A 25,757-nucleotide genomic window follows, 5' to 3' on the forward strand; every position below is an offset into this window, starting at 1 on the left:
AATATAATCATCAGGGCTTCCGCTCGCGCTGCGGCCAAATGCCGAAGTGGTCCAAATCATAGTCCACCCCGGGCATGATGTCGAGCCGCGCGTAGGCCTCCCGTCCCACCCATGCGTATTCGACATGCTCGCGGCTCAGGCTTATGTTGCCGTCCACCCAGAGCGCTTGCCAAAGGTGGATCCAGCCGCCGTACCCGCCGATGGCCTTGAGGGTTTCCGGACCGCGGACCATGCGCAGCCTTACGTCGCGGCCGAGTTCCTCCTGCAATTCGCGGCGCAAGGCTTGGCGCGGCGTCTCGCCTGCCTCCATGCCTCCCCCGGCGAGGCCCCAACGGCCCGGCCAGCGGACGAGATAAGGAGCGCGACGCAGCAACAGCATGTCTCCCTCGGCGTTGAAGATGAGGGCCGCCGCGAATTCCCGGGGATGTTCCGCCCTATTCTTGCCTTTCCCGCCTGTCATGCCTTTCCCCTATCGCTTGTCCGCCCCCAAAGCGCGAGGACTTCCGCCGCCGTGATCCCAGCGGGGATGGATTCCACCGGCACTCCGCGCTTCGGCATGCCCCGGAACCAAGTCTCCTGGCGCTTCGCCAGCATATGGATCTCATGGCGCAGGTCGGCTATCATGGTTTCATGATCCTTCTTCCCCGCCAGGTAGGCGGCGATTTCCCGGTACTCCATCCCCAACACGTCCATGCGGGCGGGCGGGATTCCCATGGCGAGCAAGCCTTCGACTTCCCCGATCATACCGGCGCGCAAACGCGTCTCCAGGCGGCCGTCGATGCGGGCCCGCAGGGAGGACCGGTCCATTTCCGTCACGAAGACGCGGTAATCCCAGTCGATGCGGGGTTCGCGGCTGAAGGAGGCTTCCCCCGGCGCCGCGGCGATTTCCAATCCGCGCAGGATGCGCTTGCGGCTGGTCATATCGGTGCGGCCGGCTAACTCAGGTGACGCAGCGCGGAGGCGCACTTCCAGTTCCTCACGCGAGAACGGCGCCAGGGACGCCCGCAAGCCGGGATTCTCGGGGACGTTGGCAATGCGGAAGCGGCGTAGGACGGCCTCCAGGTACATCCCGGTCCCGCCAGCCATCACCGCCACGTCCTTACCGGCATCGGCCAATTCCTCCAAGGCCGCATAGCAAGCCTCCTGGTATTGAAACAAACTAAATGCCACGCGGGGATCGGCAATGTCGATCAACCGATAAGGCACGGGGAAGCGGGCGTATTCTTCCAAGTCTTTGCCTGTCCCCAGATCCAAGCCGCGATAGACCTGCCGGGAATCGACCGAGACCACCGAGGTGCCTAGTCTATGGGCCAGTTCCGCCGCCAGCGCGGTCTTACCCGTGGCTGTGGGGCCGGTGATGACCAGCAACCTCATGGCGCCCGCCCTAGCTCAAGATCGAACGCCGATTGCAAAGATTCCAAGCCCGACGCATCCGCCGCCACCAAGGCGAAACCAACGCGTTTGGGCTTCGCGTCCGGCCCATCCTCCCGGAAGAGCGGGGAAACCGCCAAGATACCTTCCCTCTTTTCCGGATCGAAGGCCGCGGAGCCGAGGCGGGTCTCCAAGTCGTCGTAGCTTGCGGGCATCCGCAGCTTGCGCGGTTTATGCCAGGACCAACGGATGAATCTACCGGGGAGACGTTGGGCCAGGCCATGGGCGGGCATGGCCATCGAGAGGCGGGCATTGATATCGACCAGCGATCGCAGGCGGAGGCCTTCCGGAGTGCGATGGACGTAGGCATCGACGCCTACCGGGCCGGCATAGCCCAGCCGCGACAGCGCTCCGGCGAGACGGGCGGAATGCTCCCGCAGTTCGTGGGCCCAGGGAGCGGGCGGCATCCGATCCGGGGCGACTTCCACTCCGAGAAAAGCGCCGTCCCGGGAATTGCGTAAGCCATGCCCGCGGAATTCCTCGGCCGTCCCCTGGGCCGTAACCCGGAACAACATGGCCATGTCGCATGAACGTTCATCCCAAGGTTCCAGGACGACGCGTCCATGCGCGGCGAAGAGAGGCTCAACCAAACGCAGATCGTCTTCGGACAACGGGCCGCCGGCGAGACGGCGGTTGGCCGTGCCTGCATATCCATGATCCCCTTTAACGACCCACTTTTCCGATGGGGATCGGACAGCCAGGAAATCGGTCAAAGCCCGGACGTTTCCGATAAGATGGCCCCGGCATGTCTCCGGAAACCATTCTCGTTCCAGATCCAGGGCGAAGGCGCGGGCATTGGCGGTCCTGACGGCCGCGAGATCCGGGACCTCGGGCGGCCGCGCATAGCGGGAGGCCAAGGCCACGGCTCGGGCGTTCCATCCGAAGGGAACGAATTCCGCCTCGGGCGTGAAGGCGGGATGCCGGACGGTCAGCGGCAAGACCAGGCCCTTCGCTTGCATATAAGTCCGGAAATCCGGTGGCAAGGGTTGATGCAGCAATACGCTTTCATCCGGTTGCGCCGCGAACATGAAGTGCCAAGGCATCTCGCGCAAGTAGGCGTTGTCCGGAGATTCCATGGGCGAAGTCTCTTGGCTTGCGATCCGCTTTACCCTTACATCCCCCTTTTCATTGGCGACGCCTAAGGAAGCATCGAAATCGGTATTGACGAAGTACTCGCGCATGCGCTAAGCGCCCCGCGATAGCGTGACCGACGCGCAATTGTTTATGTTATCCCCATGCGCGCCAAATCCCTTTTCGTCCCGCCCTCCCTTTCCGCCCTCTGCGCCCTGCTCCTCGCCGGATGCTTCCATCTCGGGCAAGGCGTCAAATCCTGCCGCTATCATTTCCGGAGCCTGGACTTCGCGGGCATGGATACCGAAGCTACGCATTGGAAGCTGCGCTTGGACGTCGTCAACCCCAATCCCCGCGAGGTCACCCTTACGCGCATGCGGTTTTCCCTGTTGCACGAAGCGGATACCCTGCTTTCGGGTTTGAATCCCGAACAACGCGTCGTACCCGCGGGCGATTCCCTGCCCGTCGAGACCACCTTGGATCTCCCCAATGCCGTATTCCAACGCTTGCCGGCTGGGATCTGGACGCAAAGCGACGCCCGTTTCCGGATCGTGGCCGACGCTTATTTGCATACCTGGATGGGCGATTGGATGGTGGCCAAGGCCATCGATCAAACCGTACACGTGGACATGACCAAGCAAACCGCCCGGCTCCGGGATTTGCTGATGCAGAAGTTGTTCTCGTGGCCGCAGCATTTGCGCGAGGGCGGCATCCCCGGCCCCGACACCAACGAGCCGGCTCCGGCCTTGCCCCCGCCGGGCGCCGACGAAACGCTGTAGCGCCGTCGGGGGAATGCGCGCGGGACCCAGGCTCAGGCGAATACCGGCCCGGATAGATAGCGATCGCCGCGATCGCAGATGATGGCCACGATGACTCCGGAGGTCAATCGCTTGGCGGCCTCGATAGCGCAATGGACCGCGCCCCCGGAGGATATCCCCGCGAAAACGCCTTCCTTTTGGGAGAGCTCCCGGGTCATATGCTCGGCCGCGGCCTGGCTGACGTCCATGATCTCGTCCACGCGTTCCTTCTCGTAAATCTTCGGCAGGTATTCCTTCGGCCAACGACGGATGCCGGGAATGCTGGAACCGTCGGTGGGTTGCGCGCCGATGATGCGGATGGCCGGGTTCTTTTCCTTGAGATAGCGCGACACGCCCATGATGGTCCCGGTGGTCCCCATGCTGGAAACGAAATGGGTCAGTTGGCCTTCGGTGTCGCGCCAGATCTCGGGCCCGGTGGTTTCGTAATGGGAGGCGGGATTGTCGGGGTTGGAAAACTGGTCGAGCATGAAGAAGCCGCCCTGGGCCACCTTGGCGCGGGCGTAATCGATGGTCCCCTCCATGCCCCCGTCCGCCGGGGTCAAATGCACCACCGCCCCGAAGGCGCGCATGGTCTTCACCCGTTCCGCGGTCGCGCTTTCCGGCATCACCAGATGCATCTCGAAGCCCGAAACCGCCGCGATCATGGCCAGGGCGATGCCGGTATTCCCGCTGGTAGGCTCGATGAGCTTCATCCCCGGCTTCAAGGTCCCCCGCTGCATGGCCTTGAGGATCATGGAACGCGCCGGCCGATCCTTGACCGAACCGCCCGGATTGTTGCCCTCCAGCTTGGCGTAGATCTTAACCTTGGGGTTGGGATTGATGCGGCTAAGCTCGACCATGGGGGTGTTCCCCACCAGGTCCAGCAAGGTCGACGGCTTCATGCTATATCCCCTGATCCCGGAGGCGATTTCAGGACTCGAGAACCTGCCTCGGGAGTCCCCGTAAAATAGTATTTATTGGGTCCTGACTTATGAGCATACCGGAAACGCAACGCAAGATCGAAAGCCTTCGGGCCCGCCTGGCCGACGCCAACGATCAGTATTACAAGCATGGCCACTCGCCCATGTCGGACGAGGAATACGACCTGGGCGTAAAAGAGCTGGAGAGGCTCGAAGCCGAGCACCCCCAATTCGCCGCCGCCGATTCCCCCGCCGCCGCCGTGGGGAGCGATCTCACCCCGGGCTTCCGCAAGGTCGTCCATAAGTACCCCATGCTCAGCATCCAGAACACCTACTCCGAAGAAGAACTGGCGGACTGGCATCGCCAGGTGACCGACAAGCTTCCCGTGGAGGATCTGACCTACGTTGTCGAACTCAAGATCGACGGCGTGGCCATGAGCCTGGTCTACGAGGATCATAAGTTGGCTTACGCCGTAACGCGCGGTGATGGCACCGTCGGGGACGAGGTGACCCAGAACATCCTCAACATCAAGAGCATCCCGGTAAAACTGCCGGCGTCCTGGCCCCTGGGCCGGGTGGAAGTGCGCGGCGAAGTCTACATGACCCGCGACAACTTCAAGGCCTTCAACGAGTACGCCATCCTCGCTTACGGGAAGCAGCAGCAGAATCCCCGCAACACGGCCTCGGGCAGCCTCAAGTTGAAGGACCCCATGGAAAGCGCCTTGCGCAAGTTGGACTTCTACGCCTATGCCATCCTGGTGGAAAACCCGGCCGGCAGCCATTGGCAGAACCTGGATCTGCTTAAGAAGGCCGGCTTCCCGGTGAACGACAAACGGGAGAAGGCCCGCGACGTCGCCTCCATCCTCGAGGTGATCGACGGTTGGCACGAAATCCGGGACGACCTGCCGTACAATATCGACGGGGCCGTGGTGAAGGTGGACGATCTGCGGCAGCAAGCCGCCTTGGGCCGCACCGCCAAGAGCCCGAAATGGGTGATCGCCTATAAGTACAAGGCCGAGGCCGTGGAGACGACCTTGGAGGCGGTGACTTACCAGGTGGGCCGAACGGGCGCGGTGACTCCCGTTGCCCATTTCAAGCCTATCCTGCTGGGCGGGACCCTGGTGAAACGCGCGACCCTGCACAACTTCGACGAGATCGAGCGCTTGGGCGTGAAGCTGAAGGACCACGTGATCGTGGAAAAGGGCGGCGAGATCATCCCCAAGGTTGTCTCGGTGGTGCTCGCCAAGCGTCCGAAGAACGCCGAGGACATCCAGCCGCCTACGGAATGCCCGGTCTGCGGCAGCGAGCTTTCCCGGGATGAAACCGAAGTGGCGCTGCGATGCGACAACTTGCAATGCCCCGCGCAGGTGACCCGCTCCATCCTCCACTTCGTGAGCCGCCAGGCCATGAACATCGAGAATATCGGACCGGCCTTGGTGGAATCGCTGTTGCGCACCGGCCTGATCAAATCGGTGGCGGACCTGTATTTCCTGAAGCAAGAACAACTGGAAGAGCTGGAGCGCATGGCGGAGAAGTCGGCCGCCAACGTGATCGCTTCCATCCAGGGTAGCAAAGGACGCGGCCTCGACAAGCTTTTGCATGGGCTCGGTATCCGCTTCATCGGCAAGACTTCTTCGACGGTGCTGGCGCGCCATTTCAAGACCATGGATGCCTTGCGGAACGCCGGCCTGGAAGAATTGCAGTCGGTTCATGAAATCGGCGAGCGCATGGCCCAAAGCGTATTCGATTTCTTCCGCAAGCCGGCCATCGCCAAAATCCTGGATCGGCTATCGGAAGCCGGCGTCTCCATGGCCTACGAATCCGCAGCCGGCAGCGAGGAACTGGCGGGCAAGACCTTCGTGCTGACCGGCACCCTGCCCACCTGGTCGCGGGACGAGGCCAAGGAAATCATCGAGAAGGCCGGGGGCAAAACCACCGACTCGGTAAGCAAAAAAACGTCCTTCGTATTGGCCGGAGAAGCGGCGGGGTCTAAGCTCGAGAAAGCCCGCAAACTGGGCGTCCCGGTGATCTCGGAAGATGAATTGAAGAAGATGCTGGGTTCCTGACTTGGTTTCCATGCCGGCCCGACTTTGTTTCTAAGTCGACCTTGACGCCCAATAGGTCGATTTCTAAACTATATCAGCCTTTTTCGGAGGGCTCCCCGGCCGCAAGGTCGTGGTAAGTTCCGGAACCTCGCGGGTTTAGCTCAGTTGGTAGAGCATCTCCTTGCCAAGGAGAAGGTCGAGGGTTCGAGTCTCTTAACCCGCTCCAAAAGCCCCCCAGCAATGGGGGGCTTTTTTCTTTCGCTCCCGAAAGGTTTCGCCGATTTCGATTGGGTTGGCTAGTTCGCCTTTCGCGTACTCTCAGCCTCTTGTATAGTCGATCCTCTCCAGTGTCCGCGGCAAGCGTCCGCATGACAACCCGCTCATAATAATTGCGCCAAGGATCTTTTTAATTACAACGTCACAATAAAGACATTTGCGATTGTCCAGGCAACGCTCCCGACTGGTTTATTACCGGGATTTATAAGATGCTGCCCGCGATTTGCCGTGTTAAATTTGGCACGAGAGGGAAGCCCCGATTCCACTGGGGTTCCATAGTTTCATATCATGTCCCCTTTGCGTCATTCCGGCCGGATTTTACCCTGGCTGCTCTTCTGCGTCTGCGCCGCCGCCTTTGCGGAAGCGCCCTCACCGGAACCGGAATCGGCCGGGGAACTCGATAAATTAAAGGCCGGAATGGCGCTCGAATTCGGGCACTTGGTGCGCGGAGAGTTCCGGACGGGTGGGACCTTCGCGGAACCCATCCGCAACCTAGGCCTCAATCGCGATATCGTGTTCCTGGAACAAAGCGGATCCGTCGGGAAATCATGGTCCTTGGATGCCGGGCTGATGGGTATTCTCTGGTGGCCCTACACCAATACGGCTGGTCCTCCCGGTACGCGTACCATGCGCGTGGAACCGAAGCTATCCATCCTGTCCGCCGCGCGCGCGCTCGGGGATGGCGGGACCTCCGGCTTTCTGCGCTTGGGCTATTTTCCCTACAAGTACAATCCCGATGCCCGCAACCTGGGAGAATACCTTTATCGATCCGGGACCTACCCCGGGAATATCGTGACCAGCGACGGCTACCAGTTGATGGATCATGCGGCCTACGACGCCTTCGGGACGCAACTCCACATAACCGCTTTCGGCGGCGCCCTGTCCCAAGACATCAACCTTTTCGCAGAACCCATAACGGATCCGGTTGGCGATCTCACTCCCGCTTACGAAATAGCGTACTCCGGCCCCCTCGCCCAACTCGGGCTAGGCGCGGCCCTGAATCGCGGGCTCGCTTTCCACCCCTCCCAATCGCGCCCGCGGGACCTCGCTAATTCTTATATCGAAGTGCAAGCCGACCCGGCCGCCGGCCGCGCTCATTACGTGGGCCCATTTTTGGGCGCGCCCGTTTCGGTCCAAGGGGATACCACCCAACCTTTCCGCGTGCTTCATCACTGGACCCAGCGGGGCGTGAAACTGATGGGCCGCGCCGCCTTTGACCTGGGTTTTCTCTTGCCGGAATCGGTCCGCTCGCCCGGCGACTTACGGATCTTCGCGGAAGCGGCGGTGCTGGGATGGGAAAACCAGCCCTATTTCTACGAGAAGCGCTCACAGCGCATCCCCGTGATGGCCGGGGTGAATATCCCCGCCTTCAGGGCGCTCGATCTGCTCTCCTTCCAGGCCGAATATTACGACTCCCCCTTCAACGACACCTATTTCTACAACATCGGCTCGCTACCCATCTGGAAGGTGGAGAACTACGCCACCCGCGACCTGGACAAGTACAAGATGAGCCCATGGCGTTGGAGCCTGTACGGGCGTAAAACCGTGAACCGAATCCTGGACGTGCACGCCCAAATCGCCTGCGATCATCTCCGTTTGCGCGAGACCACCACCTCCCCGACGGAGTATGAACTGATGCTATACCCTAAAAATTGGTATTACCTGGTACGGATGGAGATAGGAATATGACGTCAGCGCGCAACCTGGCCATGGCCGCTTGCATGGCCGCGACTTCCGTCGCGCCGCGCGCCCAATTCGAGGGCGTCGATACGCATAAATTCACCGTGAAGGCCTTCCTCGATTACGGCCACCTGGTCAACGGCACCAATCCCTACGACCCGGATCAGAAGCCGGATATCGCGTGGCTGCCATTGAGCCGCGCCAACGTGGTCGCCATCCAAGACCTGGCGGTCGGCCGCTTCGACGCCTCGGTCGGATTGGCGGGCCTCATCTGGTGGCCGTACGGCCAAGGGAAGGCCGCCGACTTAAGCGAAAAGATCATGCAGGTCAAGCCCATGATTCCCGTGGCCCGCGCCCGATGGCAATTCGGCGATCCGGCCGCGACCGCCGGCGGCATCCAGATAGGCACCTTTAATTACAAATACAATCCGGATGCCAAGGATCTCGGCGAATACCTGTACCGATCCGGCACTTATCCCGGCATCGTCTGGACGGGCGAAGGCTGGCTCCTCATGAACCGGGCGGGCAACTACAGCCATGGCCTCCTCGGAACGGTTTCACAGATGGGCGGGGCCCTCAAGCACAACTTCTCGCTGTTCATGGAGACCGTGTATTATCCCGTGGGGGATTTCTCCCCCGGCTACGATTTCTCCTACGCCAGCAAGTGGTTCGAGTTCGGCGGAGGCGCGGTATTCAACCATTACCTCGCCTTGAGGCCGAGCACGTTGTCTCCTCATGATGACGTCAACACCTACGCGGTAATACACGGCAAGACGGCGGCCGGAGCGGATACGGCCGTCCAGGGCCGATTTGATCGAATCACCGCCCCGCCCATCGCTACGGACACGGCCCTGACGCGCTGGACCTTTAAGGGAATCAAATTGATGGGTCGCGTCGCCCTGAACCTCGGATCGCTTCTGCCGGAAGGGATCCGCGGGCCTGAGGACCTTCGCTTTTTCGCCGAGGTCGCGCTCCTAGGCGTCAAGGATTATCCCCTGTACTACGAGAAGAAGTCGGAACGGATGCCCATCATGTTCGGCGCGACCCTGCCCACCGCGAAGCTGCTCGACGCTTTGACCCTGCAAGGGGAGATCTACAAGACTCCCTATAGCGACGCATCGAAATTCATCCAACAATCCGTCCCGATCTGGGAAACCCTCAAGCAGGATTCCGTCCATTCCGACGACTTCAAATGGAGCATCGTCGCGCGTAAGACGGTGAACAAGCTCATGAACGTGCATTTCCAGGCGGCCTGCGACTACTTCCGCCTGACCGACGGGAAGTTCAATGCCAGCAGCATCCCGCTGACCGCCTCCTGGAAACACGACTGGTATTACCTCGCGCGTTTGGAATTCAATTTGAGATGAGGAGTCGCCCATGAATGCCCATATATCGTTACGGATGAAGGCGCATCGCCTTCGGTTAGGGAGGGTCCTCGGGACCCTCGCGCTTTCGCTCCTTCCGGCGGTGGCGCAGGTGGTGGCCCCGAATCCGCTTAGCCCGCTTAAGAAGAAGAAGGTGATGGTGCTGGAAGGCGGCAGCATTTCCGGCGACCATTTGGCGGCCCGCACGGCCACCTACGCCACCCTGCAGGGATTCGCCAGCCAAGTCGGCTTCACCCTGGTGAAAGGCGATCCCCTCAATCTAACGGAGGCAGCGCTCAACTCAGTGGACATCCTCGTCTTCAATTATTTCTTCGAGACGCAGACGGCTACGGCATTTCCGGACGCCTCCAAGCAGGCCTTCCAGAACTGGTTGCTGAAGGGGCACAAAGGTTACGTCGGCTACCACACTTCGGGCGCGAATGAATGGCTGAAAGGCGAATGGACGTGGTACCAGGACAATGTCACCATGATGCGTTACGCCTTGCATGGCACCGGCACCCCGCAGGGAAAGGTGGATCGGACCACTGATTCGACTGTCTTGAATATGCCCCTGATGCAGGGGCTGCCGGCCACCTTCTCGGCCCAAGACGAATGGTACGCTTTCGATGCCACCTCGAAGGTCCTGGACCCCGCCAGCGGCTGCAAGATCATGTACAGCCTTACGAACGCCCAATCCTTGGATAGGCAACCCTACGAACCCAACCACCCTGTGGCCTGGGTCCGCGAAGACGCCGTTAAAACCCGCTACTTCTACTCCACCTTCATCCATTTCCAGGACGGCGCGAAATCCGCTTGGTTCCAGAGCGTCCTGCTGCGGGCCCTGGAGTACGTTTCCGGGGATCCCACCGATATTACTCCCATCCTGACGCAAGGGCATGCCGCGGCCGCTACCTTGAAGAACTTGGCCTACATCACCGCCGACAGATCGCTCGACGTCAATCTGGAAGGAAAGTATCGCCTGAGCGTGCTTAAGCCCGACGGGGAAGCGGTATACACGGCATCGGCCGCGGGGAAGCGGACCTTCGCTCCGCCGGCCTTCGCCCATCCGGGCATCTACCTGGTCAAAGTCGAATCCGCAGGGAGGAAGTTGTCCCAACGCATCCTGGTTTATTGAACTCCCAGACCGGCGAAAGCGTTTCGTCTTCGGGCGGATTCCAAGGTCGCCGCCGTTTTTTGATCGCATTCGTGCTCGGCAAGCTCGAATGAATGCCGATGGCGCTGCTTGCAGGGTTGATACGCATTCCAATGAGTGAGTATCGCGCCCGATCTTCGAATCGCTTGGACCACCCCCCCGGGACGTGTACCTTTCCTTCATGAAAATCGACATCAGTGACTATCGCGTCGACCCCGGCTCCCCCGTCCGCATGAAGGATTGGCCCACCCTGGTCAAGCCCTACTATTCCGGCGAAAAGGAATACAAGGAAGCCCTCCTGGAAGGCCGCGGGGAAATGGCCGATGCCCAAAAGCATCTCTACGCATCCGAGCGGCACGCCGTACTCATCATCTTCCAGGCCATGGATGCCGCCGGCAAGGACAGCGCCATCAAGCATGTCATGTCGGGCATCGATCCCCAGGGATGCCAGGTGCATAGCTTCAAGGCCCCCAGCGCCGAGGAGTTGCGCCACGATTTCCTCTGGCGCACCACGGTCAAGCTGCCCGAACGCGGACGCATCGGGATCTTCAACCGGTCCTATTACGAGGAGGTACTGGTCACCCGCATCCATCCTGAGTTCCTGGCCAAGCAAGGCGTGCCCGACAAGGAGGCCGGAGGCAAGGCCCTGTGGAATGGCCGCTACCGATCCATCAACGATCTGGAATCCCATCTGCACCGCAACGGTACGCGCATCGTGAAGATTTGCCTGCACGTATCCAAGGAAGAACAGCGCAAGCGCCTGTTGGCGCGCATCGACAAGCCGGAAAAGAATTGGAAGTTCAGCTTCGCCGACATCGAGGATCGCAAGCAATGGCCGCGCTTCATGCAGGCCTACGGCGCGTGCATCGAAGCAACCTCCACCGCCAACGCGCCTTGGCACATCGTGCCCGCGGACGATAAGAAGAATGCCCGCCTAATCGTGGCGGGCATCATCGTAAAAGCCCTGGAAGATCTCAAAATGGGGTTTCCCAAGCTCGAGCCCGGGAAGTTGCGCGAGCTGCGGGCCATCCGGAAATTCCTGGAACCCTGACCTTCTCGGGACCTGATCTCAAGGCGATAATCGATCCGCCTGGTAATCATGGCTGACCGTTTCCAAGCTGCCTTCCGCCGTCGAAGTGAAACTTCCGGAATGCGACGCGCGCTGGAAGGAGGTGGCGCGGAAGACGCTCTTGTCCGCGTCGTATGCGTGGCCGGCCGGGCCGAACCCGTCCACGGATAAGGTTCCATCCGCGTTCTTGCGGACGTCCCGTAGCGGCATCACCGCCTGGAAGCCCGGATCGGCGAGGACGCCTTCCGTGAAAAACGGCCGGGAGTAACCGCCGATGGGCAGATCGTCGGCGGTGAAAAACAGGCCCACGGTCGCGCCGCCATTGATGCGGTACCGCTCCAGCGCCGCGGGAGCCGAATCGATGATGCCGGAAACGTCCGGGTACCCGATGCAAAGGAAAGGCGCGCTGGCCGCGGCCATTTGGTCCGGGCGATCCCCCGTGCAATTGCCGGGGGTCCAGGCCTGGGCCGTCTTCGGGGTACCGAGGGCCGCGTAGGCCAGTTCCTGGATGTCAAAATAGAGCTTGAAGTCCACCGACGCGCCCAGGCTGTCGGTGATTCGCAACGGGTGCGGCAGCGCATAGGTGCGGCCGCAACCGCTGGAGGTGATGGCGATCGCCGCCGCCGGCCCCACGGTATCCAGCACCGTACCCGGCCGGGTAAACCAGGTCTTGCCATCCAATGCCACCGAGCCCGTAATGGAAGACCGATAGGCTCCTTCCGAATCCTCGCACGTTTTCACGAAGACATAGTCGTATTGCCCCATTTCCACGGTCCGGGGCGATGCGTTCAAGGCGTCCTGGAAAGCCGTCCCGGCCATTTCGACCTGGCAATCGTCGTTGGAACCCGCGCATAGGTAGATGTCGGCTTCATGATCGAAGGCGGCATTATGCAGGCTTATCTGCTTGATGGGAACCTTGAGCGAAGTAATCGCGACTCCGCTGGACCAATGCAGATCCGGATCGGCAGTCCCCGCCCGCTTAGCAGCGGGCGAAGCATCATGGGCGGGAGACGCATCCGCCACGCGTACGAGCTCGGGCTTGAGTTGAACCCCGCGCTTGCCGTCATCCTCGCCGATGCCTAAGCAGCCCTGAAGCAACCACGCCGACGATGCGGCCGCCAGGAAAAGCGAAATCGATCCCTTGCCGTCCGCCATGCATCCTCCTCGCCCCCCTATAGGAGGGCATCCGGGGGATTTTAGGGCGTGGACTCCAGGGAGGTCAAGGCCGCAGCAAAATCTTCATGCAGCCTTCCCGCTTCTCCAGGAACATCTTGTACCCTTCAGGCGCATCGGAAAGGCGCATATGGTGCGATACGGCAAAGGAGGGATCCAGTTTGCCGGCCGCGATCATTTCCAGCAACATGCCCCAGTGCCGCTGCACGTGGGCCTGGCATTGGCGGATTACCAGTGCCTTGTTCATCATGGCCCCTATCGGGATTTTGTCGGCCAAGCCGCCGTAGGCGCCGATGATGGACAAGGTCCCGCCCTTGCGGCAGGCCATGATCGCCTGACGGAGCGCGAAGGGCCGATCCGTCTGCAAGAGCATGATTTGCTTTACCTTGTCGTACATGCCGATGAAACCGCCTTCATGGGCTTCCATGCCTACCGCATCGATGCATGCGTCCGGGCCATGCCCGCGGGTCATTTCCATCAGCACGTCATGGACCTTGGCTTCGTCGAAATTGACGGGGCCCGGGACCTTGAGCAGTCCCACGTCGGCGAACGGTACGGGAACGTCTTCGACGCGCACGTCCCGGGAATCGTACCAACGTAAGGCTCTCATAAAACCCTCCTGGCCATATACCGAAAATAAATTCCGGGAAATCGCGATAGGCGCTCCCTATCAATCCCATCCGATCAAACGATTGGTTGCCGTCGGGGTTCCTGTCGTATCTTTCCATCAGCAACAACGGAGGTCTTTATGCCAGCCTGGAATCAGCAATCCCCCACCCTGAAGAACCTGGAAGCCGCTTTCGCCGGCGAATCCATGGCCCATATGAAATACCTGCACTTCGCGGGCATCGCCCGGGCCAACGGCCATCCCGAGGTGGCCAAGGTTTTCGAGGAGACCGCGGCGCAGGAAATCAAGCACGCCTTGGCCCATGCCGAACTCCTGTACCCGAAAACCCTGGTCGATACGGCGCGTGCGCTGCAAATGGCGATCGAGGGGGAAACCTACGAGTATACCGAGATGTACCCCGGATTCCACCGCGACGCCGTGAAGGAAGGGAACTTGCCCGTGCAACGCGAGCTGGAGGAGCAAATGCAGGAGTCCAAGCAACACGCGGATCTGTTCCGGGCCACCTTGGATTTGGCGGCCAAGCGCTTCGCGGCCCTGGCCCGCATCGAGGAAAAGCACGCCAACCAATACCGCCGCACCTTATCCCAAGTACAAGGCTGAAAGGAGCTAATCATGAAGAAGTGGAAATGCATCGTTTGCGGATTCATTTACGACGAAGCCAAGGGCTTGCCCGAGGAGGGCATCGCCCCCGGAACCAAATGGCAGGACGTCCCGAAGGATTGGGCTTGCCCGGATTGCGGGACCCTGAAGTCGGATTTCGAAATGGTCGAAGCGGATGGATAGATCCGACCGCGGGGGGATAGTCATCGTGGGAACGGGCCTGGCCGGGTACGGCGTGGCCCGGGAATACCGGAAATGGGAAAAGTCCGGGCCGCTTACCCTGATTACCTCCGGCGATGGATCGTTCTATTCCAAGCCGATGTTGTCGGCGGCCTGGTCCGCGGGCAAATCCCCGGATCAACTGGTGGCCAAGCAGGCGCAAGCCATGGCTTCCGAGTTAGGGGCGCGAATCCTGACCGGGGAAACCGTTCTCGCCGCCGGTGCCGCGGGCAAGGCGCTTACCCTTTCCGGCGGCCGGACCATCCCTTACGACAAACTGGTTTTAGCGGTCGGCGCGCGCCCGCGCAAGCTCGCGATCCCAGATTCGTCAGGAGCCTTCGTACACTCAGTCAATGACCTGGAGGGTTACCGCGAGCTTCGGGCCGGGCTTCCTTCCGGCGGCCGCCTTCTGATCATCGGAGCCGGCCTGATCGGGTGCGAATTCGCCCATGACTTCGCGGTCGCGGGCCATCGCGTCACCCTTCTCTCCCAATCCCCCCTCCCCCTTCAAGGCCTGCTTCCCCCGGGATTGGCCCGGGCCCTGCGCTCCGCCCTGGAAGCCATCGGAGTGGCCTTTGTGGACGGCGATGCCCTGCAATCGCTGGCGCGCCACGGGGCCGACTTGCAAGCGCGCCTGGAGTCGGGCCGAGAGCTCGAAGTCGATTCCGTGCTTTCTGCCATCGGGTTCGATCCCGAGATCGGGCTGGCTCGCATGCTAGGATTGGAGGTCGGGCGGGGGATCGCGGTCAATGCCGGCTTGCGAACGTCCCAGCCGGATATCTATGCGGTGGGAGATTGCGCGGAGATGTCCGGCCGATGGCTCCCGTTCGTCCAGCCTTTGAGCCTTGCGGCCCGGGCCTTGGGCCAAATCCTGGCGGGCAAGGACGTCAGCTTAGCCTTTCCGCACATGCCGATACTCGTGAAGACACCGCGCTTTCCCATCGCCGTCCTGCCGCCCGCTTCCGGCGCGCAAGGTAATTGGTCGGAAGATTCGCAGCCGGGCGGGGCCAAATGCCTTTTCCGCGATAGCGATGGGCGCGTGCTGGGTTTCGCCGTAGGGGGAACGCATTATCCGGACCGGGTGGAACTGCTGAAATCGATTTCGGGAGGGGCGGCTATTTAGCGCCCAAATGCTTCGCCAACGCCCGCGCCCAATCGCGCAGCAGGGCCGATCGGAATCCGCCCTTTCGCCAAGCCACGGCGATGTTCCGATGCGGTTTCGGATCCCGGAAGGGAAGGTACCTGACGCTCCCCGCGGACCCCAACGGCACTTGCGCGGCTAGCCAAGGCATCAAGGTGGTCCCGTTCCCCGACCCGATCATCTGGCGCAAGGTTTCCAGGCTCGTGCCGCGGAAGTGGGGATGCTCATGCGCGCCCGCTGTCGCGCAAACCTCCAAGGCCTGGTCCTTGAGGCAATGCCCGTCTTCCAGCAAGTACAAGGTCTGGCCGGCCAGATCATCCACGCTCAAGCTGTGCTTACGCGCCAAAGGATGCTTCTCATGCACCGCCAGGCAGAACGGTTCCGTGAAGACGGGCTCGGATTCGAAATGCGCGCTTTCCACCGGCGTGGCGAGCACCGCCGCTTCGACCCGGCCGTCCTCCAACGCCTGCAACAAATCGCTCGTGCGCAGCTCGGAAAGGAACAATTCCACCTTGGGATAGAGCCGATGGGTAAAGGGGACCAAGGCCGGCATCAGGTACGGGGCCAAGGTCGGGATGACGCCCAGGTGCAGGGGGCCGGTTCGCGGATCCTTCAATGCCCGCGCGGCTTGGGCCATGCGATCGGACTGATCGAGGATGGCGCGCGCGAAGGGGAGCAGGTTTTCCCCGGCCGCGGTGAGGCGAACGCCCTTAGGCTGCCGTTCGAATAGGGAAAGGCCCAGCTCCTCTTCCAGCTTGCGGAGTTGGCCGCTCAAGGTGGGTTGGGAAACGAAGCACTTCTCGGCGGCCTTGCGGAAATGGCGAAGCTCGGCAACGGCCGCGAAGTATTGCAAGTCGCGGATGTTCACCGATTACAAGTTAGCAACGATACTCAGCTTTCCCCTTTGACGGCAAGCTTGGGTCGCACGTGCTCGAAAGCGGTCTTGGGTAGGGATTGCAAGGCGGCTTGGTCCTTCGCCAGCCGGTCGCGGGTCTCCGCATCCCCGGGTTCCCGGCCGAGCAGCCAGCCCTGCAAGGCGGGGTTGGCCGCTTCCGCGGATTGGAACGGGTATCCCTTGAGGAAAAGCGCCTCGATCATCCGGATGGGGCGCTTAAGCCTGCCGGCGGACCAGGGAGCGGTGGAAGGGGCCACCGAAGGCGTGAAGCCGAAATGGGCCGCGAAGCGGGCCATGGGAAGATGGACGCCCGAACCGCCTACGAAGGCTTTCAGCAAGCGGCTACGCGACTTTTCATACGCGATCTCGGAGGGTACGCCGCCCAGGAAGCGGAAAGCCCTCTGATGCCAATCGAAGAAGGCATCCAGATCGGGCCTTTCGCTCAGCTCGGCATAGATGCGGCCGGAGTGCTCCAGGGTCAGGGTGAAGAGATGGCATGGGCCCACCGAGGTTTCCACGCGTTCCAGATCGGCGACCGCGCGCATGCCCGGCTCCGCCGCATGGCCTACCTGCCCGCCCTCCTTGCGAAGCGAACGGATCTTCCGTTTCACCAGATCGTAGCTGCCCGCGTAACCTTCATCCTTGAGCCGGCGATAAACGTCCATGGCCCGGGATTCCGGCCGTTCGGAGAGTTGCGCGGCCACCTTGTCCAGGTAACTTGCGAGTTTCCCTCCGGGCGGAGGACGCGTACCTTCCGACAAGTATTTGCGTAGAGTGTTCCGGCTGACGCCCAGCATACGGGCGATTTTCCGACGCGAATAGCCTTCGCTGGCCAGGGCTTGCGCCGCTGCCACGTCCATTTCCGACCTCCCGCGTACAGGATGGATTCAGCCCCGGCCAAGTTGGGGAATCGGAGGGGGGACGTGGGCAGGCCGAATCGGATCGCCGGGATCCGGCTCGGAACGGCTATCGCCCCCCTACCGTTCGGGGCTCTATGGAAATGAAATATAGCGCGGCTTAGCTTACGCCGCGGCGCAATTCATAGGTCGGCGGATCGGAAAGAAAGACAAGTTGTAAAGATTCGCCACCGGGTATGAGTTTACGGAGCAAGGGCATGATGTGGGATTTGTAATGCTCGCGGATTTCCTCCGAGAATCCGTCCGCATCGATGGATTCCAGGATCTCCACGGTCTTGGTGGTGGAAGCGGAAGCGGCCGGCCGGGATTCGCGATGGACCACGACGGCCTTCTTTTCTCCGGGCTTACGGCCCCGGCGCGTGCGGCTTTCCTCGGAGATGAGTCCTTTTTTACGCAGCTGCGTCTTCATGCTGAAGAAGTGGGGCTTGGACAGCTCCTGGAACTCGAGCGCCTTGACCAGCTCCTCGTAGGTGCAGGAAGGATGCTCCTTGATGTACTGCTTGGCTTTCTCGTTCAGCTTCTTCTTCTCGATCTTCTTCAAAATGCGTTCCTTTTCTTCCGGTGAATCGCTGGTGCCTCCGCGGGATTTCTCGCCGATGGCGCCCTGTAGGAAAAGGGCGTTGACGTCCCTGGAGACGGCGCGGACGCGATCTCTTTCTTCCCGCGCGCGGATGGCCTGCTCGACTTCATTGAAATGCTGACGGGCGACCGCCGAATCGCCTGTCAGGACCTGGAAAGCTTCGAAGTCCTTCCCAGGATTGTTTTTTAGGAATACATACACTTTTTGTTTAAGCGGATTGTTGAAAAGCAAATCCGGCTTTTCTTTGGCCAGCATGGTATTCATATTCGTTGGACCTTGAAATTGCGCCGTAAATCCGGCTTTCAGAAGGTTTAAGCTTGAAAGAATGAATTTACAATTTTCCGGGCGGAATTCAATTAGTGAAATCCCGACCTCTCCGATTAACTATTTTTGCATCATGACCCTTCAGGATCCCCACGGCAGAGTGATGCGGAAGCTACGCGTCCAATTGACGGATGCGTGCAATTTCCGGTGTTTCTATTGCATGCCCGAGGGAACCCGGTTCCACCCCTCCGCGGACCTGCTTCCCCCCGAAGAAATCGCTTTGGTCTCCCGGATCATGAACGGAATGGGTATCGAAGAGGTGCGTGTCACCGGCGGCGAGCCGACGGTGCGCCCGGAGTTCGATCGCATCATGTCTCTCCTAGGGGAAATCCCGTGGTCCAAATTCGGGCTCACGTCCAACGGTTTCCTCCTCAAATCCAAGTTGCAGATGCTGAAGGCGCTTAACTGCCTGCACCTCAATATCAGCCTGGATAGCCTTGATCCGGAACGGTTCCGCGCCATCACGGGAAGCCCGCGCCACGATGAGGTCTACGCTTGCATCCTGGCCGCGCGGGAAATGGGATTCGACGTGAAAGTGAATGCCATCGTATTCCGCGGAATGAACGATGATGAGCTTCCGGCCTTCGCGCGTTTCTCGGCCGAACACGGGATCGAAGTCCGCTTCCTGGAATTGATGAAGGTCGGCCCCGCGGATGCCCGTCATGGCGAATTGTTCGTTTCCGCGGATGAAATGCTGGCCCGCCTCCGGGAACGGGATGAACTTATCCCGGTGAACGTCCCGGTCGACTCGACCGCCTTTTCCTACCGCACGGCCGCCGGGGGGCGCCTCGGCTTTATCGCCTCGGAATCCAAACCCTTTTGCGGCGCCTGCTCGCGCCTCCGGCTTTCGGCGACGGGGCGTCTGCGCGCCTGCCTTTTCTCCGAGGCCGGATTGGAATTGCGCGGCAAGGACGCATTCGACTATCCGGAAATCCTGCAGCGGGTCATGGCGCTAAAGCCGGAAGGCCGCCTCCCCCGCATCCTCCAGCCTATGAACCAGATCGGCGGCTGAACCGCCCCGGACGGTTCACTCCTCGCCGAACCCCAAGCGCGTGTCCGAACCGATACGGAAGTAATAGAAGGGCGCTTCGCCGTCCAACCCGCCCAATCCCACCCGTAGCGATCCGAATGGGGTCGCATAACCGGCTTGGGCTTCCCAATGGGCACGCCCCGGAAACGAAATACCCAGCACGGACCGGCGCATGCGCTGCTCCGGGAAAAACGCCTTTCCGTAATTGCGCCAGGCTCCCGCGGAAACCTTCAAACCGCCGCGGCCCCAGACCGGCGCGTATTCCGCGCGGACGTCCTGGAAGCGCGCGGAATGCAGGAAGCGGAGGAAATAATCATCCTGGAAGCTGAAGGCATCGATGCGGCCGGCTTGCATCAGATCGAAGGCCGCCGCGTCCTTGAACAGGTCGTCCTCCGTGGCCGTGGCGACGTCCTGGTCGGACCAATAATATTGGTGTATAAAGCGGAGGTCCTTCCAGGCCAGGCGCAGGCGGGACTCGGCGCTCGAGAAAGGTTCGCGCGGGACGCCGCTCGTGACCACCGGATAGATGTAACGGAACCTGCCCGTCAGGGAGACCGGCTGGAAGCCGTCCCTCCCGGCCGCGCCCAGGCCCAGGCGCAGGTTTTCGATGAAATCGATCGACTTGAGGGAGTCCGGCGGCGTATCGCTTAGGCCATCGGCACCATGGAACAGGACCAGGCTATCCGATTCCAATATGGATTCGCTCCGGAAATGCGGCGAAGGGCGCAGGTCCAGGAATCCCTGCAGCAGATGACGTCGATAGCGGATGGGAAAGGGAAGCGCTCCCATGGCATCGGCCGCGGAGGTTTGGAACGGCATTCCCATATCGGCCTGGGTATAGGTATAACCCAGGCCTAACCGCATTGGCCAAGGGTAGATGGGGGCGATCGCGAAATTCCAGGCGAATCCCGGCCGGTTCCCTCCCAGCAAGGCGCCCACTTCGGCTTCGACGGGGATGTAGAAAGGCTCGCTCCACAACAGGCTGCCGAAAACTTCCGGCGGCCGCTCCCGCATGTCGTCGCCCGCCACCAAGGCGTTCCACCCGGCCCGGAACCGAAGCTTGGATCTTTCGCGCGCATCGAAAACGAGCAAGGCTTTTTCTTCCGCATTGCCTTTAGCCCATTCCACGTCCAGATCGCTGTAGTAGCCGGAACCGGTCAAGGCTTCAATGGCCTCTTCCCCCGAGCTGTCCCCTTCCCCGCTTTCGGAAACGCGTAGGATGTCGAGGAGCAACTGGTGTCCGCCCGGGGCCAGTGGATTGACTGACATCCGGTTCAGGCTCAAGTTCCCTTCGCCCGTGGCATGCGCCGCCGCCGGCGCGGTTGCAGGAGCGGCGGATAGAGCGGTCTTCAAGACGTCCATCGAGCGCAAGGCCGACGTGTAACCGAGATCGATCCAACGGGCTGGATCTGCCTCATCGGCGTCGAATCCGGGGCCGGGATCGAGTTCGATCCGGAGCGCCCGGGCCGCAAGCCCGTTCGGGGAAACCTCCGCGTCCTGGGCCTCCGCCATGGCCTTGGCGCGCAGGGCCAAGGAATCGGTCCAAGGCAGAGCCGAAGATTGCAATGCGGGCGGCCGCAGGCGCCGACCCGGCTCGATGAGGATGATGCGATCGCAGGCGAAGGGCAGTTTCGAAGTCATGACCGCATGTCCGGTAAGCAGGGATCCGGAGGCGCAGGGCCATAGCCTGGGCCGTTGCCGGACCGCATCGGCGGGAAGCAAGGAACCCTTCAAAATGGTTTGCAGGCTGCCCTCGGTGAGCACCGCTTCCTGGGCCGCATTCAAATCGGAAACCTGCACGGCCAATCGGCGGGGCGTTGTCTTCAGGTCTTCCACCGGTCCCGCGGGGCCATCATGGGTCAAGCGGGCGATGGCCCAGGATAGGTGCAGGTATTCGCCCGGATCCTCGCCGGCGACCTCGTTCCATTTCAACGCGCGCGCCTGTAAGGCATCCACGCTCAAGGGCACGTCCCATTGGGGGGGATCCCTGCCGTCGGGAAGGTAGGCCCGTTCCTCTATCGCCCGCTTGGCGGGAAAAGGGCGGAGCAAGGGTTCCAAGGGATTGGCCCGGAACCAGGATTCCATGGCTCCGGCATCGTACCCCAAGGCCCAGGCCGCGCCCACGGCCACGGCTTTGGATTCGGCCAAGATGGCGTCAGGCGCCAAGCCGTATTGCTCCAACGCCTTCAGCACTCCGATATAAGCGTAAACCAACTTGCTGTCGGCGCTCAGGAAGAGAACGGCGCGATAATGGGGCGGTTCCGAACGGGTTCGCGTCGGCCCGGGACGGGGCCGGGCGGAATCCTGTGGATTCCGGGCGGAATCCCGTGGGTTCCGGTCGGAATCCAGCGGCGCAGGAGGTAACACGCGGGGAACGGTATCCGGGCGGGATGCGGTGTCCGCGTTGGGCGACGAAGTGTCGAGGAAAACGAAGGCGCGCGCGGGCAAGCACGTAGCCAGGATCCCCGCAGCCAAGGCCGCCACGCGGGCGAAACGGTTGCGGCCGGATTGCGGCTGCGTGGCGCGCGGGAAAAAGGATGGCATGGCGTGTCCCAATATCATACCAAATCGGCGCATGACCAAGCGCTTTTTTATAGTTTAAGGCCAGGCCACGACGAAGCCGACCGCATGCCCGCCCTCCTCGCCTACATCACCGCTCCGGATCGAACCGAAGCCCTTCGCATCGGGAAAGCCCTGCTCGAAGCGCGCTTGGCCGCTTGCATCAACGTGATCGATGGCATGCTCTCCATGTACTGGTGGCAAGGGAAACTCGAAGAAGCGCAGGAGTGCGTTCTGCTCGTTAAGACCAGCGACTCCCGCCGGGAAGAACTCGTCGCCATGGTGCGCGATCTCCACGGATACGAGGTGCCATGCGTGGTGTTCTGGCCCTTGGCCGGAGGGAATCCGGAGTACCTCGCTTGGATCGAGAAGGAGTGCGGCGGTGCCTAGGTTGTTCATCGCCCTGGCTTTTCCCGAAGCCGTAAAGGAAAAGCTTTCCGGGATCTCCGCCGGGATCCCCGGCGCCGATTGGGTGGAACCGCAACAATACCATCTTACCTTGCGCTTTCTAGGGGAAGTGGACGGGCCGGTTTTCCTGGATCTGCGCGAAGGCCTCATGTCCCTATCGGCGCGCTCCTTTTACCTGGGCTTGCGCGGGTTGGGCGTTTTCCCCCCGCGCGGAGCGCCCGAAACCTTGTGGGTGGGAGTCGAACGCAACGAAGAATTGAAGAGCCTGCGGAACAAGATCGAAAGCCTCCTGGTCCGCCGCGGACAACCTCCGGAGACCCGCAAATTCCATCCCCATGTATCCTTGGCCCGCGTCCGCGCTTCCCGGCCCGAATGGGTCGGCGCGTTCGTGGCCGGACATTCGCTTTTTTCGGTTCCCGAAATCGCGGTGCAATCCTTCGCCTTATTCTCCAGCAAGCTGACGCCCGACGGGGCCGTGCATACTTTGGAAAGGGAGTATCCCTTGGAAGGCATCCTGGATGCCGAAGGGCGCGAAGGCGATTAGCGCAAGGCGGTCAGATGAAGTCGCGCTTGCCGAACCACAAGCTGGCGATCAAGAGATAGACCCCGATGAAAGCCATTCCGTACAGGCTGGTATAAAGCACGTAATGCGGAGGGATGGGCAATTCGTAAACTACCCGGCCGCGGATGTTGAAATTCTCCAGGTTGGGGATCATGAAATAAACAGCGTGGATCAATTTCCCGGTGAACGGTGTGATCACCGGCGTGCCGGGAAGGCGTTGCCCGTATTTGCGGATGAATTCCAGGTGGTTGAGGATGTCTCCGGAAAGGTGCCCGGCCACGTAGACGCCCAAGGTGAACAAGGCGCTCAAGGTGGGCGTCGAAAAGGCGGAAAAGAGCAGGGCCGCGGACGTGACGACGGCCATCTCCATGAAGGTGAGATAGATGGCGGTGAGCAAAGAAGGCGTAGGCCGAACGTTGATGCACCGCAGCAGGATGAAGAAGACCAAGGTCATGATGGCGAGATTCAACGCCAACACCATCAATAGGCCCAGGTATTTGCCCACGATGAAATGCCAGCGCGGCAAGGGTTTGGCCAGCAGGGTCAAAATGGTTTTGCGCTGGATTTCCTTCTGGATCAGCCCGATGCCGACGAAGATGGACATCAATAATCCCGCGATGGACATCACCGCCAGGGTGAAATCCTTGATGACATTGACCCGGGCGAAGACCGACCACTCCCCCAACAGGAGCGAGAAAAGGATTAGCCCCAAGGTGAACAGCACCAGGTTGTAGAGGATCTTGTCGCGAACCGTTTCCCGGAAGGCGTTGACCGCGATGATGAGGATCGATTTCATACGCTTTTGGCGACCTCCTTGGCCAGCACGTCCTCCAGGGAATGGCGGTTGCGGCCGACGGATTCCACGGTCAGGCCTTGGGACAGGGCCCATTGCAAAAGGTTCCTTTGCGAGGCGGCGTCCGGGCAGGAAACGGTGCGGGCATCGAGCAAGGTACCGGTACCCGGCGGAAGCGTCCCCGGCGCGGCCGATAGGACTACGACGTAGTTCGCCGCTTCACCGGCCAGCACTTCATCCACCGTACCCTGCCGGGCGATTTTGCCGTCCACGACCATGGCCAAGCGCGTGCAGATGGCCTCCACGTCGCTCAGTACGTGGCTCGAATAGAATACCGTGATGCCTTGGGAGTGGAGGCTTTTCAGGAGTTCGCGCACGTCGCGGCGGCCCAAGGGATCGAGGCCCGACATGGGTTCGTCGAGGACCAAGAGCTTTGGTTTCGACAGCAGGGATTGCGCCAGCCCGATACGTTGCAGCATCCCCTTGCTGTAGGTCCGCAGCTTTCGGCGCATGGCTTCGGGCTTTAAACCTACCATGGACGCCACTTCATCCACCCGGGTCCTGAGCGCCCTCCAGGGAAGCCCGGACAATTGCCCGTAGAACCAAAGGAATTCGCGACCGCTCAGGTAATCGTAGAAGTACGGCTGCTCGGGCAGGAAGCCCACCTCGGCCCGGCTAGAGGCCTTTCCCGCCGACTGGTCCATCAAGGTCGCCGTGCCGGCATCGGCCTTTAGCAAGCCTAACAGGATTTTGATCGTCGTGGATTTGCCCGCGCCATTGGGCCCGATGAACCCGAAGAGATCGCCGGGGAGCACCTCGAAGCTGACGCCGCGCAGGGCCTCCACCTTCTTCATCCAAAACCCGATTCGGTACGTCTTGGCGAGATCCCGGACCTGGATCATGAAGCGCGCCTTTCCGGTAGCACCTGAGTAAGGGTTCCCGATCGATTCAGGGGAATGCTTAATCGCGTCCGCGCCGCGAGAACTTCCGCCAGTAGATAATGGCCCTCCCGGCTACGTAGCAGAAGATGCCCAAGAAGAGCAGGCCCCGGCCCAAGACCCGCGGGTTGAGGGAGAAGTCCCGGTGCGAGAAGAATTCCCGGTTTCCCGTGCGATCGAGGACCAGGCAAAGGGCCGCGAAAATGAGGGCGATAACGCCGGTAGCCACCAGGTACCAGCTGAGGGTCGCCAAACCGTCCCTGCCGTCGAGGGAGCGGTAAGCGGAAGGATCGAAGGGCGGCTTTTCCTGGGAAGGGGGATCGGCATCTTGCATGCCCGGTAATATAACAGGCGAGACCGGGCCTGGCCATGCTCCGTTGTCGCATGGTCGCATTATAAGATGCCCGCTTCAGCGGTTCAAGTCTTCAGGTAAAACCCGCTGTCCCCCGAATTGTTCAAGCACCCAAATGGCCTGGTCCAGGCGGGTGGACTTCCTCTGCCGGGCGAGGGACTCGGCTCCCTGCAGGATCAAGGGCAGGGACCGGACGAGATGGAACTTCCATTGCCCGTCTTCTTTCATGAAATGGAAGACGGGGACGTTGGGCGCTTCGGCCAAACCGATGGTCCCTGTGGATCCCCGCACGATCGACTCGCCCAGTTCGCTCTTGATAAGGCTTTTCCGCACCGGCCCGTTATGCACCACCAACTTGTTCAGCAGCGAGGCCGGGCGATCATCGAAGGCCGGATTCAGGCGACGCTCCACGCGCAAGGCCAGGATCGCCAGGATCTCGAAGAAGGGCCGTTCCTGGAGATAGGCCACCGGCTCGGTCCGCGAGGCCCGGCGGATATCGTCGATCCAATCCAGGGATTCGCGGGTCAGGTATCGGGGCAAGGAATCGGCCCGGTCGGCCTGGACTTCCTGGCGGAACCGCAAGAAGAACGCATCCAGATCCTTACGCGCGCCGGGATCCTCGGGAGGCAAGGGTTCGGACGACCCGCAACCCGAAATGGACAACAGGCCCGCGAACGCGCCGGCCGCCAGGGCCGAACGGAACGCGATCATACGCCCGCCGCCAGCCTTGCCTTGTAGATGCGGACCTTCTTCTCCCAAATGCGCTGGTTGAATTCGTCGTCGGCGCGGAACTTCTTGATCTTGAAAGCATCCAGCAACTCGGAGATGGCCC

26 protein-coding genes and 1 tRNA gene are annotated in these 25,757 nt (G+C 61.3%); 13 read left to right on the forward strand and 14 right to left on the reverse strand.

Translation table 11 applies throughout. The features are described 5' to 3' along the window. Positions 1-10: 10 nt before the first annotated feature. Genes JF616_06955 through JF616_06965 form a run of 3 tightly spaced genes read right to left on the reverse strand, consistent with a single transcriptional unit; the run spans position 11 to position 2,612 of the window. Positions 11-460 carry an NUDIX hydrolase gene (locus JF616_06955; protein MBW8887482.1) on the reverse strand — a complete coding sequence of 150 codons (450 nt, stop codon included), beginning with the start codon at positions 458-460 and terminating at the stop codon, positions 11-13. Continuing rightward, positions 457-1,374 carry a tRNA (adenosine(37)-N6)-dimethylallyltransferase MiaA gene (gene miaA / locus JF616_06960; GenBank protein MBW8887483.1) on the reverse strand — a complete coding sequence of 306 codons (918 nt, stop codon included), beginning with the start codon at positions 1,372-1,374 and terminating at the stop codon, positions 457-459. The genes JF616_06955 and miaA overlap by 4 nt, the downstream gene beginning before the upstream one ends. After that, positions 1,371-2,612: a hypothetical protein gene (locus tag JF616_06965; protein ID MBW8887484.1), complete on the reverse strand. Its 1,242-nt coding sequence runs from the start codon at positions 2,610-2,612 to the stop codon at positions 1,371-1,373. Before JF616_06965 ends, miaA begins: the two co-directional genes overlap by 4 nt. A gap of 54 nt (positions 2,613-2,666) precedes the next feature. On the opposite strand from JF616_06965, the gene JF616_06970 reads away from it, so the two are divergent. Continuing rightward, a complete protein-coding gene (locus tag JF616_06970) occupies positions 2,667-3,281 on the forward strand; it encodes an LEA type 2 family protein (GenBank protein ID MBW8887485.1) in 615 nt (204 codons plus the stop codon). A gap of 32 nt (positions 3,282-3,313) precedes the next feature. Here JF616_06970 and cysM read toward each other — a convergent pair whose 3' ends face one another. Then, on the reverse strand, positions 3,314-4,201 hold the full coding sequence (gene cysM / locus JF616_06975; protein ID MBW8887486.1) for a cysteine synthase CysM: 888 nt from the start codon (positions 4,199-4,201) through the stop codon (positions 3,314-3,316). An 89-nt stretch (positions 4,202-4,290) separates the two neighbouring features. Between cysM and ligA the strand changes: the two genes are divergently transcribed. From ligA to JF616_07005, 6 genes are all read left to right on the forward strand, one after another. Next, the gene (gene ligA, locus JF616_06980) at positions 4,291-6,285 is read left to right on the forward strand and encodes an NAD-dependent DNA ligase LigA (protein MBW8887487.1); all 1,995 of its coding nucleotides are present in this window, start codon (positions 4,291-4,293) and stop codon (positions 6,283-6,285) included. Between the two features lie 129 nt (positions 6,286-6,414). After that, positions 6,415-6,490, forward strand: a tRNA-Gly gene (locus tag JF616_06985). Between the two features lie 467 nt (positions 6,491-6,957). Beyond that, positions 6,958-8,229, forward strand: coding sequence for a hypothetical protein (locus tag JF616_06990; protein MBW8887488.1), 1,272 nt, complete (start codon positions 6,958-6,960; stop codon positions 8,227-8,229). Further along, on the forward strand, positions 8,226-9,587 hold the full coding sequence (locus tag JF616_06995; GenBank protein ID MBW8887489.1) for a hypothetical protein: 1,362 nt from the start codon (positions 8,226-8,228) through the stop codon (positions 9,585-9,587). The genes JF616_06990 and JF616_06995 overlap by 4 nt, the downstream gene beginning before the upstream one ends. Positions 9,588-9,597: 10 nt before the next feature. Continuing rightward, the gene (locus tag JF616_07000; protein MBW8887490.1) at positions 9,598-10,719 is read left to right on the forward strand and encodes a ThuA domain-containing protein; all 1,122 of its coding nucleotides are present in this window, start codon (positions 9,598-9,600) and stop codon (positions 10,717-10,719) included. 199 nt (positions 10,720-10,918) lie between these two features. Further along, on the forward strand, positions 10,919-11,788 hold the full coding sequence (locus JF616_07005; GenBank protein ID MBW8887491.1) for a polyphosphate kinase 2 family protein: 870 nt from the start codon (positions 10,919-10,921) through the stop codon (positions 11,786-11,788). Between the two features lie 18 nt (positions 11,789-11,806). On the opposite strand, the gene JF616_07010 is transcribed toward JF616_07005, so the two are convergent. Continuing rightward, a complete protein-coding gene (locus JF616_07010) occupies positions 11,807-12,961 on the reverse strand; it encodes a hypothetical protein (GenBank protein ID MBW8887492.1) in 1,155 nt (384 codons plus the stop codon). A gap of 64 nt (positions 12,962-13,025) precedes the next feature. Beyond that, the gene (locus tag JF616_07015) at positions 13,026-13,589 is read right to left on the reverse strand and encodes a hypothetical protein (GenBank protein ID MBW8887493.1); all 564 of its coding nucleotides are present in this window, start codon (positions 13,587-13,589) and stop codon (positions 13,026-13,028) included. A 138-nt stretch (positions 13,590-13,727) separates the two neighbouring features. Between JF616_07015 and JF616_07020 the strand changes: the two genes are divergently transcribed. Genes JF616_07020 through JF616_07030 form a run of 3 tightly spaced genes read left to right on the forward strand, consistent with a single transcriptional unit; the run spans position 13,728 to position 15,549 of the window. Further along, on the forward strand, positions 13,728-14,207 hold the full coding sequence (locus JF616_07020; protein ID MBW8887494.1) for a rubrerythrin family protein: 480 nt from the start codon (positions 13,728-13,730) through the stop codon (positions 14,205-14,207). Positions 14,208-14,219: 12 nt separating this feature from the next. Next, on the forward strand, positions 14,220-14,390 hold the full coding sequence (locus tag JF616_07025; GenBank protein ID MBW8887495.1) for a rubredoxin: 171 nt from the start codon (positions 14,220-14,222) through the stop codon (positions 14,388-14,390). Continuing rightward, positions 14,383-15,549 carry an FAD-dependent oxidoreductase gene (locus tag JF616_07030; protein ID MBW8887496.1) on the forward strand — a complete coding sequence of 389 codons (1,167 nt, stop codon included), beginning with the start codon at positions 14,383-14,385 and terminating at the stop codon, positions 15,547-15,549. Before JF616_07025 ends, JF616_07030 begins: the two co-directional genes overlap by 8 nt. Here the strand turns inward: JF616_07030 and JF616_07035 are convergent. From JF616_07035 to JF616_07045, 3 genes are all read right to left on the reverse strand, one after another. Further along, on the reverse strand, positions 15,542-16,435 hold the full coding sequence (locus tag JF616_07035) for a LysR family transcriptional regulator (protein MBW8887497.1): 894 nt from the start codon (positions 16,433-16,435) through the stop codon (positions 15,542-15,544). The genes JF616_07030 and JF616_07035 overlap by 8 nt on opposite strands. A 23-nt stretch (positions 16,436-16,458) precedes the next feature. Then, on the reverse strand, positions 16,459-17,322 hold the full coding sequence (locus JF616_07040; protein ID MBW8887498.1) for a transposase: 864 nt from the start codon (positions 17,320-17,322) through the stop codon (positions 16,459-16,461). 157 nt (positions 17,323-17,479) lie between these two features. After that, positions 17,480-18,214 carry a hypothetical protein gene (locus JF616_07045; protein ID MBW8887499.1) on the reverse strand — a complete coding sequence of 245 codons (735 nt, stop codon included), beginning with the start codon at positions 18,212-18,214 and terminating at the stop codon, positions 17,480-17,482. A 172-nt stretch (positions 18,215-18,386) separates the two neighbouring features. On the opposite strand from JF616_07045, the gene JF616_07050 reads away from it, so the two are divergent. Further along, a complete protein-coding gene (locus JF616_07050) occupies positions 18,387-19,295 on the forward strand; it encodes a radical SAM protein (GenBank protein MBW8887500.1) in 909 nt (302 codons plus the stop codon). A gap of 15 nt (positions 19,296-19,310) precedes the next feature. On the opposite strand, the gene JF616_07055 is transcribed toward JF616_07050, so the two are convergent. Further along, on the reverse strand, positions 19,311-21,857 hold the full coding sequence (locus JF616_07055; GenBank protein MBW8887501.1) for a hypothetical protein: 2,547 nt from the start codon (positions 21,855-21,857) through the stop codon (positions 19,311-19,313). A gap of 84 nt (positions 21,858-21,941) precedes the next feature. Between JF616_07055 and JF616_07060 the strand changes: the two genes are divergently transcribed. Continuing rightward, positions 21,942-22,262 carry a divalent-cation tolerance protein CutA gene (locus JF616_07060; protein MBW8887502.1) on the forward strand — a complete coding sequence of 107 codons (321 nt, stop codon included), beginning with the start codon at positions 21,942-21,944 and terminating at the stop codon, positions 22,260-22,262. Continuing rightward, a complete protein-coding gene (gene thpR / locus JF616_07065) occupies positions 22,255-22,824 on the forward strand; it encodes an RNA 2',3'-cyclic phosphodiesterase (protein MBW8887503.1) in 570 nt (189 codons plus the stop codon). The genes JF616_07060 and thpR overlap by 8 nt, the downstream gene beginning before the upstream one ends. 10 nt (positions 22,825-22,834) lie before the next feature. Here the strand turns inward: thpR and JF616_07070 are convergent, their stop codons facing one another. The 4 genes from JF616_07070 to JF616_07085 form a co-directional block, all read right to left on the reverse strand. Next, entirely contained in the window at positions 22,835-23,731 is an 897-nt protein-coding gene (locus JF616_07070) for an ABC transporter permease (protein ID MBW8887504.1), read from the reverse strand. After that, complete coding sequence (locus JF616_07075; GenBank protein ID MBW8887505.1) at positions 23,635-24,537, reverse strand: ABC transporter ATP-binding protein; 903 nt, start codon at positions 24,535-24,537, stop codon at positions 23,635-23,637. Before JF616_07075 ends, JF616_07070 begins: the two co-directional genes overlap by 97 nt. 58 nt (positions 24,538-24,595) lie before the next feature. Then, entirely contained in the window at positions 24,596-24,907 is a 312-nt protein-coding gene (locus JF616_07080) for a hypothetical protein (GenBank protein MBW8887506.1), read from the reverse strand. 75 nt (positions 24,908-24,982) lie between these two features. Beyond that, on the reverse strand, positions 24,983-25,636 hold the full coding sequence (locus JF616_07085) for a hypothetical protein (GenBank protein MBW8887507.1): 654 nt from the start codon (positions 25,634-25,636) through the stop codon (positions 24,983-24,985). Positions 25,637-25,757: the final 121 nt, after the last annotated feature.

It is taken from the genome of Fibrobacterota bacterium, assembly GCA_019509785.1.
Taxonomy (GTDB): domain Bacteria; phylum Fibrobacterota; class Fibrobacteria; order UBA11236; family UBA11236; genus Chersky-265.